Here is a 13,063-nt window from a genome sequence, read left to right as displayed (position 1 = left end):
TATTCTCTCTCCTAAGAAACTCCTTGAACTAACTCATCTTTTTTTACCAGGATATAGCCAAATTCAGAAGCTTTTTTACTCAGATTTTTCATAACCCTGTTTTGATAAAGTTTTTCGTAAGAATCAATTCCTTTTTCGACATACTCTTGTCCATACTTTAGCATATTATAAAAGATACATGCTAATTTCCTTGCCATAGCAGTGATCGCTTTTGGAGCTCCCAGTCGTTTTTTCCACTTTCTGCATTGTGAACCAAGAGCAGTATTACTTTTTGATACACATTGTGCAGCAAGCCGTAAGGCATTTGCAGCACGATTTACGACTTTACAAGTTTTCGTGCTAAACACTTTCTCTCCAGTGATTTTATTACCAGGACTCAGCCCCAACCAAGACGAAAATGTTGGCCATTTGTTATGGTTGATACCAGTCTCTGAGATTATGGTCTGTATACTTAGTACACTGAATCCTGGAACTCTAGTAAAATCTATCCCGATAACCCGGTATAATTCTTCATGCAAATTAAAGTTTGGATCATTTTTTTGCTTGCCTTGTGCTTTACTTGTTGATTTGCTCTCATCAGATTTTGTTTCAAATGTTTTATAGTAGCTTTCAACGCTTCTATCACATTCCTTTATTTGTTCCTGGAAAAAAGTATATGCTTCATATTCTTGCTTAAGTGTAAACAAGTGTTCCTCTCTGTAGTCACCGGTTAATGCCTTTACAATAGTAGATTTATCATTTCTTATTCGTCCATCCCTTAATTCAGCTAATTTTTCAGGATCTCTTTCACCTTCAATTATCGCTTCAATAATCCTAATACCTGTTACACCATTAATATCACTAATTGCCTTATGTAACTGAATGTTCATCTGAATTAATGCCTTTTGCATGCGTTGAGTGTGTGTACTTGCGCTTCTGATTAGATTATTACGTTGTCTGACGTAGCCACGCAGTACGCAAATTTGATCATCTGGTCTAAATGATCCTTGGAGCAGTCCATAGCTATGTAACTGTTGCAACCACTGGCAATCTTGAACATCAGATTTTCTACCAGGTACATTTTTAATATGCCGCGCGTTTACTAATTTTACTTCAAATCCATATGATTCAAGTATTTGAAATAAAGGAATCCAATATACTCCCGTTGATTCCATAGCTACCGTTTTAATTTCACACTTCTTCAACCATTTTGCTAAGTTATGCAGATCCACTGTAAAACAACCAAACTTTTGGATATGTTGCTCATCTCTTCCTTCTGGAACACATACATAATGTACAGATATCTATTCCTGCCGCATTAGGGTTCATTACTTCCAACTTATTTTTTACTTTTGCCATTTTATATCTTTAGTATATAATTTATCATTGAAGAAGCGCTTCAGCTTGAGACGGTAAAATTAAGGCACTCTCCTAAACGAGGTAGTCTGAATAGACTCCATCAATGGTTTAACCGTCACCTTCAAAACCATGCTAACCAACGGGCACTGTGGCACCATTGGGATATCGGTCATAACTGCAGAAGTGCTTCCTACGCAATTATACCAACAAATTACTAAAAACTTAAATTAGGGAGTTTCTTTTTGGTTTGACAGGTTTTGCCTGTTCGATGCTAATCACAAAAATTTTTTCCCATATTTCACTTGTAACCTCAGCGTTTCTTAAGTCAATCATATCAAATATAATATTACTAAACAGGTTATTGTCTACTATCACCCCATCAATAATATTACACATCTCTTTTACAATCGTAAGTTTGCCACTACCTGATTAAGTAAATGATCATATCATCAGAAAGCTATCATACATTACAAATAAAAGAATATGTATTATAAACGTTATGCTAAAAGCATATCAAAAATAGTTCACATTCAGAAGTTTTGAGTGTATAATCATAAATAAATTATATGGTTTAGAATAATGACTGGTGATACAGAGTCAATAAAAAGTACGATTGTAGATGTAATAGATCAAAACAAAGGTCACGATATAGTTACTTTTGATGTGCAGAATAAAACCGTCATTGCAAAATATATGATCATTGCATCTGGTGATTCGAGCCGCCATGTGAAAGCGTTAGCTGAGCACGTAATGGAAAATCTTAAGCAATATGATAAAATAGATGTAGAAGGTATGGATGAAGGTAATTGGGTAATTGTGAATTTTCAAGGCATAATGGTTCACATATTCAGGCCAGAAGTAAGGGAGTATTATAAAATAGAAGAGTTATGGAATTGATTATCCAGATAGCTGGTATACAATTGCTCAAATGTGGTAATTTTGAAGGCAACTCCTATGTAGATGGTAGTGTCATTCCAGCGCGTGACGCTGGAATCCAGTTTTTCATATCGAAAACGTTTTATAGTGTATTTGTTTATAATTAAGTTTCCAGTGTCTGAGCACTGGGATGACATCTTTCTCTGTGAAAACTGCCTTCACATTAATAACAGTGTAAGCTGAGGTACAAATGAAACACAAGTCCGAATTTTTAAACTTCATTCAAGAAAGAGGATATCTATATCAGTGCACAAACATTGAAGGACTAGATCAATTATTATTGCAAAGCAATTATATAGTCGCATACATTGGGTTTGATTGCACAGCACCAAGTCTTCATGCTGGTCACCTAATTCAGATTATGATGCTCCGTCACCTGCAAAAATTTGGTTATAAGCCGATAGTCCTACTTGGAGGTGGTACAACAAAAATTGGTGACCCATCCTTCAAAGATAAAACAAGAAGCATCTTGCCCGTAGAGAACATCAATCAAAATATATCCAGTATAAGGGGAATATTAGAGAGAATGGTGTCTTTTAATGACAGCAAGACTGGTGCAATGATAGTAAATAACGCAGATTGGTTGGATAACATAAAATACATAGATTTTTTGCGTGATATAGGAGCTTATTTTTCTGTAAATCGTATGCTAAGTTTTGATAGTGTGAAAATTAGGCTGGATAAAGAGCAAACCTTAAGCTTTCTGGAATTTAATTACATGCTATTGCAAGCTTACGACTTTACTGAATTAAACAAAAAATATGATTGTCGTCTGCAGATCGGAGGGTCAGACCAATGGGGAAATATAGTAAACGGAATTGAACTTGGCAAAAAGTTGAATTTACCTGAGCTGTTTGGTCTTACCATGCCTCTTTTATTAAATGCACAAGGAAAAAAAATGGGCAAAACTGAAAGTGGAGCTATATGGCTCGATGGCAGTATGCTAAAGCCTTACGATTATTGGCAATATTTTCGCAATGTTGATGATCAAGATGTTGGTCGTTTTTTGAGACTTTTTACCGATTTATCAATTGATGAAATTAAAAAACTAGAGTCCTTGAAGGATCAAGAAATAAATGAAGCAAAAAAGGTCTTGGCAACAGAAGTGACAAAAATATGTCATGGTTGCAAAGAAGCAGAACTTGCACGATCTGCTGCAATCTCTGCTTTTGAAAATGAAGACAGTTCATTGCTTTCTGGTTACACTATCACAAGAGAACAAGTTGCAAGTGGCATACCCTTGATAGACCTGCTGCATGACACCGGTTTTGAACCTTCAAAAAGTGCAGCAAAGCGTTTAATACAGGGCAATGGATGCAAGATTAATGATAATGTTGTAAACAATATTGATCATGTAATAAATTTCGAGAGCTTTAAAGGTCAGCCATTTATCAAATTATCTGCAGGAAAGAAACGTCATATCAAAGTTGTGGTGGGTTAGATTTTGAAGCGAGAAAGTAAATTTCATACAAATGAGAAATTGTGTATAAAACAACTGAAAAGATATTAGAAAGCGAAATTCTATTATATACAACTTCAAATGGAGATATACGGACTGATGTTTTGTATCATGCATTAGAACAATTAACGAGCATTTACAAAACATATTTCGTATCTGTTCAGGAAAGTTGGCTAATGTGCAAATAAAGTGCGTGGCTGTACGAACATTGTGGCAATTTGCGTAGTAAATGATGTCATTCCAGTGCGTAACACTGGGATTCATTTTTCCATCATCATCAAAAACGCTGCATTTTAACACAAAAAATTAGCTACTTTTACATTCACCAACTCAGCTAGTGTCTGAGCACTGAGATCTGATATGCTTAAATCATAATGTCCGTACAGCTGCGACCCTAAGACCCCAACTATGGATTAGCTAGCAAAGAAAGGAGTAGAAATAGAGGGCTTTTTCGACTGCATGAAATAGGAAATCAAGACAGAAAAACATGAATTAGGAAATTTATTGGTGATCTGTGTCTTGTATGCTCAATCTCAAACTTGTTTTTCAAGGAATCAAAAACCGTCTCAACAATCGATCTTTTTCTTAGCAAAATCTTCTCTTTCAGCGAAATCAGTGCGTTTTTCATACCTTTCTTCACTTTAGTGACGAGTTTTAGGCCTCTATTGAAGAGCATAGGCGTCAAGTTAAGGAAAAGTGGCATAAGAAAGATACCGTCTTGCTAGTCAACAAAAAAATTACTCAAGCTGTATCATAAAATCAAAAAATACTTCTGATTGTGTAACAGTACACAGATTACAGTTAGTGAATATGTTGAATGGATTGGAAGCATTTTTTGATTTTAAACTACAGTCAACATCCTAGTTCTGTAATTCTTGATATGATTTGGATCAAAAGCACTTTTGGATGTCAGGATACCGAAAATGATATGGAGTAGCTTACGCTCCCACAATTGCCATATTATGCTTACCCTTCTTCTTTAGTCTTTGGCAAAAACTCACAATGATAGGATTGTGATTCTTGGCTACTATGGCAGGAAAGAAAAGGGCCTTACGTAATGTTTGTGAACCTGATTTACTTAATCTTGGTTTAGAATGTACAGATGAACCTGATGTTATATTTTTCGGTATAACTCCTGTATATGCTGCCAATTGCCTGGCATCTCTAAAAGCTTTTATGTCAGGGATTTCAGCTAAAATAGCTATTGCTGATTCCTCTCCTATTCCTGGAATAGTCAATAGAAGCTGAAAATTTTCCAACAATTCTTTGTGCTGCTTTAATAGTTTGCGTATGGAGTTTTTTATTATTTCTATTTTTTTAACTATATTCGTTGCAAGATCCTCCCAAGCATTTGCAACTTCTTTAGGCAGTCTCTCTTTTTTTTCTAGGTGGTTATTTACTAATTCTTTTAACGCAACTGAGCAACGATAAAGATGTTTTAATTTTTTCATTTCAGAAGAAGGTGGTGTCCAACGAGTTGGTTCCTGTCTTTGGCAATAATCAGCAATAATTTCTGCATCAGTCTGATCATTCTTTTGTCTTACGAGCTTACTCCTTGTATAAGATTTAATACAATAAGGATTTACAACACTAACAAAATGTCCAGCATTGTGCAGAAATTCAGCCAAAGCTTCGCTATAACAACCACATGCATGCCTTTACTTCTTCCACATTATGCTTTTGTAGAAAACTCAGCAGACCTTGAAACCCAAGATCATCGTTCTTAAAGCTCCTTTTCCTAGTTTCACGCTTTTCTTTTTTACTTATGAATGAAAGAAAAACATCAAAGCGATCTTTTGATACATCAATTCCAAGAAAGTTGTTGATCATATATAACCCCATACATTACCATTTAAAACGAAAAGTAAGGCTTCTAAGAAACTCCCTCAACCAGTTCATCTTTTTGAACTAAGATGTAGCCAAATTCCTGTGCTTTTTTGATCAAGTTTTTTTTAACTCTCTCTTTGTAACGTGTTTCATAATAGTTCATTCCTTTTTCAACATATTCTTGCCCATACTTTAGCATACTATAAAAAATGCATGCTAGTTTTCTTGCGGTAGCCGTGATTGCTTTTGGTGCACCTAGTCGTCTCTTTATTCTTCTACAGTACGCACCTATTCCGCTGTTGCTTCTTGATACACAGTGAGCAGCTATTCGAAATGCATTTGCAGCACGATTAATGACTTTACGCGTTCTTGTGCTAAACACTTTTTCTCCTGTAATTTTATTGGCAGGGCTAACCACGATGAAAAGTGTTTTTCTGTCCGCCATCTATTAGGGTTTATGCCAGTTTCTGAAATTATTGTTTGTATGGTTACTACATCAAGTCCTGGAACTTTTGTGAAATCCCTACCTGTAATTCTATGCAGTTCTTCGTGTATAGCAAAATTTGGCCTATGTTTTGTAGACTTACGCTTTATTTTATTACATAGCTTGTTCCCACCTGACTTTGTCTCAAATGTTTTATAATATCCTTCAATACTTCTATCACATTCTGCTATTTTTTCCTGATAAATATTGTATAGCTCAAACTCTTGTTTTAGTGTAAACAGGTGTTCCTCTCTATAGTTAATGCTTTTGCAATGGTAGATTTATCATTTTTTATTCGTCCATCTCTTAATTCAGCTAATTTTTCTGGATTTCTTTCACCCTCAAGTATTGCTTTAATAATTTGTATGCCAGTAACTCCTGTTATATCGCTTATCACCTTATGCAATTGAATGTTCATTTGAATTAACGCTTTTTGCATACGTTGAATGTGTGCTGCTGCACTTTTTATTAGGTTATCTCGTTGTCCTGCGTAATACACAAATTTGATTATCTGGTCTAAATGCAGTCCATAGCTATGCAGTTGTTGTAACCACTGGCAATCATCAGATTTTCTTCCAGGCACATTCTTAACATATTTTGCGTTTACTAATTTTACTTCAAATCCATATGATTCAAGTACTTGAAACAAGGGGATCCAATACACTCCTGTTGATTCCATGGCTATTGTAGTAACTTTGCACCTCTTTAACCACTTTGCTAAGTTATAAAGATCTTCTGTGAAGCAGCAGAATTTTTGTATATTCTGTTTATCTCTTCCTTCTGGTACACATACATAATGCACAGATATCTATTCCTGCCGCATCAGACCTCTAATTTACTTTTTGTTTTTGCCATTTCTAACCTCCATCATATAATAATTGAAAAGCACTTCAGCTTGGAACGGTTGAATTATACGCTCTTCTAATCGAGGTAGTCTCAAAGACTCCATCAGTGGTTTTCTTTCCAAAACCATGCTAACCTACGGGCACTAAGGCACCATTGCCTACTCGGCTATAACTGCAGAAGCGCTTCTCCGTAAAATTATATTCAAAAAAGTAGAAAATAGGAGTTTCTTTCTGGTTTGACAGGTTTTATATCTGTCCGATGCTAACCTTGTGGATACAGAATTAGAGCCATTTAGGTCTTTCTACGATACCGTCCAGCCTATACTTTTGAGGAGGGAACTCTTATCTTTCTTACAGATTTTATATCTAAGAGGAGAAACAGAGTTCTTCCCTCCTCCACCTAATGCTTAAGCTTAAAACATTAGATGCTTTTTACAAGATACAAGAAGGGAAGCGGTAAAAACTATTTTAGACATTAAACAATAAAATTAGTAATTTATAGACTCTTAAAAAAAATTATCTTATTTTAGATCAAGATTTCTTAAAAAATAAATATAACAAATAAGATATCTACCCTAAATGGTTGCTATATTGGGCGTATTCTCTTAACTTGATGCCTATGGGTATCTGAAATGACCAAAGGTATTTTGCTTAATTTTCTCTAGCATATTCTTCTATAGAATTGCAAGACTATCTAATACCGCATACTGATTTCTCTTTTTATTTTGTACAAATTAATTAAGTAAAGTGAGTACAGTATCCACACTACTAAAAAAAATGTGGCATAAAACATAAACATTACAATGAGTGGCAACAGTAAAGAACTTTCTATTGCTACTCCACCTCTTCTTAGAATACTTGCTGGCTGATGAAGAGTAGACCATAAATTCACAGAAAATTTTACTATGGGAATATTTATAGCACTAAAAATGGCAAATACTGCTGCTGATTTTTCTGCCCTTGCTTTATTGTCAAAAGCGCTCCACAATGAAAGGTAGCCAACATATAGGAAAAATAAAATCAGCATTGAAGTAAGCCTTGCATCCCATACCCACCAAGTGCCCCAAGTTCCTTTTCCCCAAATGCTGCCTGTGATTAAACATATTGCCGAAAAGACTGTCCCTGCAGGAGCAGCAGCATGTGCCAAGATACTAGCAATGCTATTGTTCCACACCAACGAAATGAAACTGAGTGATGCAATAAGTCCATATATTCCAAGAGCAAGCCATGCAGAAGGCACATGAATGTACATAATTCGTACAATTTTTCCTTGTTTATAATCCTCTGGGGAAAAAAATAACGCCAAAAACATTCCAATTAAAAAACATGCGAAACAAATAACCCCAAGCCAAGGTAGTGCTTTTTTAGAAAAAGAAGTGAAATTTGTAGGCTTTAATAAAAACATTTGTTTTGAGGATAATTGTGTTAAGAATTTACCAATTAGTTTGACTTTTATCAACAAGATAGTTTTTCTATATTTACGTAGGTCAATAAATTAGCATAATTTCAGAGCAGGTTGCCTATTTGCCATATGACCCTTAAAAAGCTTAATCTACACTTAGTATCAGATTCAAGTGGTGAAACTGTTATATCAGTTGCAAAATCAGCCCTGAAACACTTTCGTTCTGTAGAAACGATCGAATATGTTTGGTCTTTCGTAAAAGGAGAAGAGCAGATTGACAAAATTCTGGAGGAAATTAATAGAAAAAGTGATGAGCATAATTTTGTTATATGCACTATTACTGATGATGAGCTAAGAAAATATCTAAAAGATAACTGTATAAAGCTGAAAATTCCCTACAGAGCAATATTATCACATATTATTAAGGAAATTTCATCCTATCTTGAAATTGAAAAAGACGAAAAGCTTGACTTGCATACTGAGATAAATAACGAATATTTTCAGCGCATTGAGGCAATAAACTACACTATCAATCATGACGATGGACAAAACATTCAAGATATTGATAAAGCAGATATAATTTTGGTTGGAGTTTCACGCACATCAAAATCTCCCACTAGTATGTATTTAGCTTATCGAGGCTACAAGGTTGCAAATGTTCCTTTTATTAGTGAAGTACCCTTTTATGTCGATTCGGCAAAATTAAAAAATAAGCTGGCGATAGGAGTAACAATAAACCCAAGTAGACTAGTAGAAATACGCAAAAATAGACTTACTTCAATTAATAACAAAGATAATAATATATATGCTGATCCTAGAAAAGTAGAAAAGGAAATTAAAGAAGCAGAGGAACTCTTTAAGCAGAATAATTGGCTAATTATTGATGTTACGCGTAAATCAATCGAGGAAGTATCAGCAACAATTATACAATATTTTAATAAAATGTGAAAAATTTACCAATTGACTAACTCTCTATAAATAATCATAATGTAGGGTAATTTAGTTCTTAATATAGATATGAAAGTTAAAGCGTCGCTAAAATCTTATCGCAATAGAGATAAAAATTGTAAAGTTGTGAAAAGGGATGGTAAGATTTACGTTATAAATAAGGTAAAGCCAAGATGTAAAGCGCGTCAAGGTTCTTAGCTTTTTATTCACCTTCTCATATCATATATGGAAGCATGGTGGTTGTATCTAGAAAGAAAAGTTGTTATACTTGAGTATAGCCTTGCTCATTTCTTCTCTTACATTATATTTTAGTATTAGCACGATTACAGGCAAACATGGCTTGTTAACATTAATCCACTTTAAAAAAGAAATCAATTACAATAAACTTTTGCTAAAGGTTATCTCTTTTGAAAAGGAAAAGTTGAACAACAAAGTATTCGGTTTATATTAGGAAAGCTTAGATTTGGATTTGCTTGATGAGCGAGCAAAAAATGCTTTAGTTTATGTGAGCCCTAATGAACTTGTGGTTGTTCTTGACGTACAATAGGAGTAGACTTCTTGCATAACCATTATTTAGATAGAGCTTGATGAATTAAATAATATAGTTAATAATTACATTAATTTGACATGTCATTAAAATACTATTAAGCTGTATGTACAAAACGATGAATTAGGGAGTTTTAATGTTGAGCAATATTATAGAATCTGACACGAAAGCATTAGCTAAGGTATTCAGTAACAAAGAACTTTATAGATCAGTTGATGGTAACAAAAAAAGATTATAAAGCTTACCTAGCAGATATAGTTTCAGAGGATCTACGTAAAGTAGTTTTACCAAAAGAAATAATACCTAATCAGGTTACCTTGAATGTCTTCGCTTTTGCTTATAGGAAAGACTCTTCAATTTTACCTATTTTGTTAAAGTATTTTACTTATAAAAATTTACTAAAAGAAGCAAAAGGAGACCTGGATAAGATAAATCAAAAGTTGCAAGGTGTAATGGATGAGGGGCTAAAAAAGCTGCAAGACGAGCAGAAGCTATTGCGCAAAGAGACATCTGAGTTATCTGGTAAAGAAGTGGATGTTAAACAGGGTAAAGTACTTGTTACAAAGAGTGAAAAAATAACCGAAATTTCATCTAAGGTCGAGAAAATTAAATTATGCAAAGAAAACATCAAAAACCTTCTCAACGGTGATAAAGTAAAATTAAGGTTTTATCCACCCCAGTATTTCTCTATACTAAATAGTGGGCTTATAGAGATAATCGAAAAAAAACTAACAGCTTATGTTAAGGATGACACTAATATTGAGAATATATATCAAAGTCTTAATAATAAAGCAAAAAAGATTATAATATCAGGAAATATAAAAATAGCATTACAGACTTCTTCCTTGCTCGTTTTCCTCCCTGTATTCACGTCATTTACTCTACTTCTTGCTCAAACGTGTGCAGGGCCTAGTCAACTCCACTGCCATTAAGTTAAGGGAAAGTGATGGACTGTATTGTAAAATCAGGTAAGATCCACAAATTAAAAGAAGTAATGACATGAGTAAAAAAAAGAATAATCATGTTTATAAAAAATAAATTGATGAGTTTAAACTTTATAAACGCACACAGAGCATCCTCAAAAGACTTCTCACGAAAAAGAAAGCTGCCCTTCATTAATGTATTTCTCCTGATTTTTAGAAAGAGTGTAAAGTCATTACAAGTAATGCTTAATGAGTTTGTTCTGCATACAAGAAAAGATTACACAATTACGGCAAGTGCATTTACTCAAGCAAGAAAGAAGCTAAAGCATACTGCGTTTTCAGAGTTAAATGATGATATAGTTTCCCTATACTACCAAGATCAGGAATTTAAAACCCACCATGGCTTCAGAGTACTTGCATTTGATGCTTCAATACTGATTCTGCCAAAGAGCGACAAAATAATAGGCGAGTTTGGCTCAAGAGCAGTATGGAATGGAATCCAGAGATTTGAAGACTATACAAGTGCAACCTTTGAAGTTTGCTACGATGTGCTAAATAATATTGCAATAAAATCTGTGCTAAGTAGAGGTGACAGCTATGAGGTTGATTTAGCGATCGGTATGCTTGAATCCATAAAATCAGACGATTTGTTAATCTGTGATAGAGGATACGTATCTTATCGATTTCTTGCTGAGCTTACAGGAAGGAAAATCAATTATATAATTCGCTGTCCAAGTTCGTCTTTCAATGAAATAAACGCTATGTTTAAGCCGGAAAGCCCATCTAGTATGGTGGTAGCACCTATTAAAGTAGCAAGACAGCTACGAAAGCTAGGATTACCTGATGAGATGAAATTCAGGTTAGTCAAAATAATACTTTCTTCTGGAGAAGTTGAAGTGTTAGTAACATCTCTGTTAGATGAGCAAAGTTTTACAGTCGAAGAGTTTGAGAGATTATATTACTTGCGCTGGGGAGTAGAAACATTTTTTTCTAGGCTGAAGGGAAGATTAAATTTAGAGAATTTCACAGGAAAAAGTATTGAAACTATCAAGCAGGATTTTTGGTCAACTATCTTCATCAGTAATCTAGAAAGTATCATGATAGAAGATGATGAAGAGACATTGAGCGCACAGAATAGTAAACTAAAAAAAAGCATCAATAAATCTGTCTCATTTAATGCGATTAAAAACTTAGCCTTTGATATTTTTTCTACAGAGTCAGACATAGACTGCATTATGGATCGACTATCACAGTTATTTTTGATGAACACTTTAGTGGTAAGAAAAGGGAGAAGAGTTGATCGTCATAAGATATCTGATATTCGTTCACTCAACTACCAGAAAAGAGCTAGAAAACATGTGTTTTAAATTCAAGATATCTTTTCAGTATCATTGCATTAGTACATTCTTTGCAAAATAACCTGCAATTATTACTTTTTTAAATAACTTGCATTTTTCAGACTCCCTTTTCTTAAAAATTCACCCTAATATTTACCATAATTATCAATCTCTTCAAATTTTTTGTCAAATCTTAACTTCTCTTTCCCTTACCTTAATGGCGTGGAGCTTGACGAGGCCCTGGACGCGTAAAAACAACACCTATAGTAAGGGAAAAGAAAACAGGATAATCGAAGAAATGGGAAAAACTTTACGTACAAGTGCAGGCTCATTTGAATTGTTAACACCAAGAGATAGGGAGGGAAGCTTTGAACCTCAAGTAGTTAGAAAAAGACAAACAAGCCTACATCCCGAACTTGAAGCAAAGGTCTTAAGCACATTTGCCAGTGGTATGGAGATATAGCGTCACATGTTGAGGAAATTTATGATCACAAAATATCTGCAGCAGAAATATCAAGTATTACCGACAAATTGCTACCGATAATCAATGAATGGCGCAGTCGCCCACTGCAATCTGTATACCCGATAGTGTTCATGGATGGCATGTTTTTTAAGGTCAAGGAGGATGGGCATTGTGTAAGTAAATGTATGTACAATATATTGGGCATAGACCAAAATGGTAAAAAAGAAGTACTGGGCTTTTATTTAGCTGAAAGCGAAGGAGCTAACTTCTGGTTGGGTGTATTAAATGACCTAAAAAAGAGAGGTATAGAAGGACATTCTGAATAGCTGGTGTAAATGGGATAAAAAAAGCTTTCCCACCGCCAATAAAATAATGGTGTTTTCCTAATGGCAAAAATAACAGGTTATGTTAAAAGTTGCCATCAAAAATAAAAAAAATTCATTTTGAAAAAAATGGTTATTCCTAAGCCCCAAAAAAAAATGGTTGAAAAAAATTTTTTTTTTAATTAAAAAAGGGAAATTTTTTTTGAAAAAAAAAAAAAAAAAAATAAATAA

The 13,063-nt window shown here is 34.2% G+C and carries 10 protein-coding genes and 5 pseudogenes; 8 read left to right on the top strand and 7 right to left on the bottom strand.

The window, feature by feature from the left end:
* Positions 1-11: 11 nt before the first annotated feature.
* Together wVul_RS00070 and wVul_RS10360 are read right to left on the bottom strand one after the other, a co-directional pair.
* Positions 12-1,338, bottom strand: a pseudogene (locus wVul_RS00070) (IS110 family RNA-guided transposase).
* A gap of 273 nt (positions 1,339-1,611) precedes the next feature.
* Positions 1,612-1,734 (bottom strand): annotated as a pseudogene (locus wVul_RS10360) (AAA family ATPase); the annotation flags it as partial.
* A 183-nt stretch (positions 1,735-1,917) separates the two neighbouring features.
* On the opposite strand from wVul_RS10360, the gene rsfS reads away from it, so the two are divergent.
* The 3 genes from rsfS to tyrS all read left to right on the top strand — a co-directional run bounded on the left by rsfS (position 1,918) and on the right by tyrS (position 3,715).
* A complete protein-coding gene (rsfS, locus tag wVul_RS00060) occupies positions 1,918-2,235 on the top strand; it encodes a ribosome silencing factor (protein ID WP_047758659.1) in 318 nt (105 codons plus the stop codon).
* Positions 2,226-2,381: a hypothetical protein gene (locus wVul_RS07950; protein WP_153295347.1), complete on the top strand. Its 156-nt coding sequence runs from the start codon at positions 2,226-2,228 to the stop codon at positions 2,379-2,381. The genes rsfS and wVul_RS07950 overlap by 10 nt, the downstream gene beginning before the upstream one ends.
* A gap of 83 nt (positions 2,382-2,464) precedes the next feature.
* Positions 2,465-3,715, top strand: a complete 1,251-nt coding sequence (gene tyrS, locus wVul_RS00055) for a tyrosine--tRNA ligase (RefSeq protein ID WP_047758658.1) — start codon at positions 2,465-2,467, stop codon at positions 3,713-3,715.
* 431 nt (positions 3,716-4,146) lie between these two features.
* On the opposite strand, the pseudogene wVul_RS07945 reads toward tyrS, so the two are convergent.
* From wVul_RS07945 to ccmC, 5 genes and pseudogenes are all read right to left on the bottom strand, one after another.
* Positions 4,147-4,406: pseudogene (locus wVul_RS07945) on the bottom strand (transposase); the annotation flags it as partial.
* A gap of 168 nt (positions 4,407-4,574) precedes the next feature.
* Positions 4,575-5,563: pseudogene (locus wVul_RS00045) on the bottom strand (IS110 family RNA-guided transposase).
* 43 nt (positions 5,564-5,606) lie between these two features.
* Positions 5,607-6,005, bottom strand: a complete 399-nt coding sequence (locus wVul_RS09510; RefSeq protein WP_202966466.1) for a hypothetical protein — start codon at positions 6,003-6,005, stop codon at positions 5,607-5,609.
* Positions 6,006-6,273: 268 nt separating this feature from the next.
* Entirely contained in the window at positions 6,274-6,846 is a 573-nt protein-coding gene (locus wVul_RS09505; RefSeq protein WP_202966465.1) for an IS110 family transposase, read from the bottom strand.
* 737 nt (positions 6,847-7,583) lie between these two features.
* Positions 7,584-8,294: a heme ABC transporter permease CcmC gene (gene ccmC, locus wVul_RS00035; RefSeq protein WP_047758656.1), complete on the bottom strand. Its 711-nt coding sequence runs from the start codon at positions 8,292-8,294 to the stop codon at positions 7,584-7,586.
* A 126-nt stretch (positions 8,295-8,420) separates the two neighbouring features.
* Between ccmC and wVul_RS00030 the strand changes: the two genes are divergently transcribed.
* The 5 genes and pseudogenes from wVul_RS00030 to wVul_RS00005 form a co-directional block, all read left to right on the top strand.
* The gene (locus tag wVul_RS00030; protein ID WP_047758655.1) at positions 8,421-9,239 is read left to right on the top strand and encodes a pyruvate, water dikinase regulatory protein; all 819 of its coding nucleotides are present in this window, start codon (positions 8,421-8,423) and stop codon (positions 9,237-9,239) included.
* Positions 9,240-9,308: 69 nt separating this feature from the next.
* The gene (gene ykgO, locus wVul_RS00025) at positions 9,309-9,437 is read left to right on the top strand and encodes a type B 50S ribosomal protein L36 (protein ID WP_047758654.1); all 129 of its coding nucleotides are present in this window, start codon (positions 9,309-9,311) and stop codon (positions 9,435-9,437) included.
* Positions 9,438-10,001: 564 nt separating this feature from the next.
* Positions 10,002-10,718 carry a hypothetical protein gene (locus wVul_RS00020; protein ID WP_153295345.1) on the top strand — a complete coding sequence of 239 codons (717 nt, stop codon included), beginning with the start codon at positions 10,002-10,004 and terminating at the stop codon, positions 10,716-10,718.
* Positions 10,719-10,807: 89 nt separating this feature from the next.
* Positions 10,808-12,076, top strand: a complete 1,269-nt coding sequence (locus tag wVul_RS07940; RefSeq protein ID WP_076611312.1) for an IS4-like element ISWpi18 family transposase — start codon at positions 10,808-10,810, stop codon at positions 12,074-12,076.
* A 249-nt stretch (positions 12,077-12,325) separates the two neighbouring features.
* A pseudogene (locus wVul_RS00005) lies at positions 12,326-12,872 on the top strand (IS256 family transposase); the annotation flags it as partial.
* Positions 12,873-13,063 lie beyond the last annotated feature (191 nt).

Source organism: Wolbachia endosymbiont of Armadillidium vulgare str. wVulC (assembly GCF_001027565.1).
In the GTDB taxonomy this organism is placed as follows: Bacteria; Pseudomonadota; Alphaproteobacteria; order Rickettsiales; family Anaplasmataceae; genus Wolbachia.
The sequence above is the reverse complement of the archived record's forward strand: the minus strand, read 5'-3'. Positions and strand labels throughout refer to the sequence as shown.

What these genes read in the sequence shown, in the direction of transcription:
- wVul_RS00020 (WP_153295345.1), top strand. Translation starts at nt 10,002, where the DNA reads ATGGTAACAAAAAAAGATTATAAAGCTTACCTAGCAGATATAGTTTCA.
- wVul_RS07950 (WP_153295347.1), top strand. Translation starts at nt 2,226, where the DNA reads ATGGAATTGATTATCCAGATAGCTGGTATACAATTGCTCAAATGTGGT.
- wVul_RS00030 (WP_047758655.1), top strand. Translation starts at nt 8,421, where the DNA reads ATGACCCTTAAAAAGCTTAATCTACACTTAGTATCAGATTCAAGTGGT.
- tyrS (WP_047758658.1), top strand. Translation starts at nt 2,465, where the DNA reads ATGAAACACAAGTCCGAATTTTTAAACTTCATTCAAGAAAGAGGATAT.
- rsfS (WP_047758659.1), top strand. Translation starts at nt 1,918, where the DNA reads ATGACTGGTGATACAGAGTCAATAAAAAGTACGATTGTAGATGTAATA.
- ykgO (WP_047758654.1), top strand. Translation starts at nt 9,309, where the DNA reads ATGAAAGTTAAAGCGTCGCTAAAATCTTATCGCAATAGAGATAAAAAT.
- wVul_RS07940 (WP_076611312.1), top strand. Translation starts at nt 10,808, where the DNA reads ATGTTTATAAAAAATAAATTGATGAGTTTAAACTTTATAAACGCACAC.
- ccmC (WP_047758656.1), bottom strand. Translation starts at nt 8,294, where the DNA reads ATGTTTTTATTAAAGCCTACAAATTTCACTTCTTTTTCTAAAAAAGCA.
- wVul_RS09510 (WP_202966466.1), bottom strand. Translation starts at nt 6,005, where the DNA reads ATGGCGGACAGAAAAACACTTTTCATCGTGGTTAGCCCTGCCAATAAA.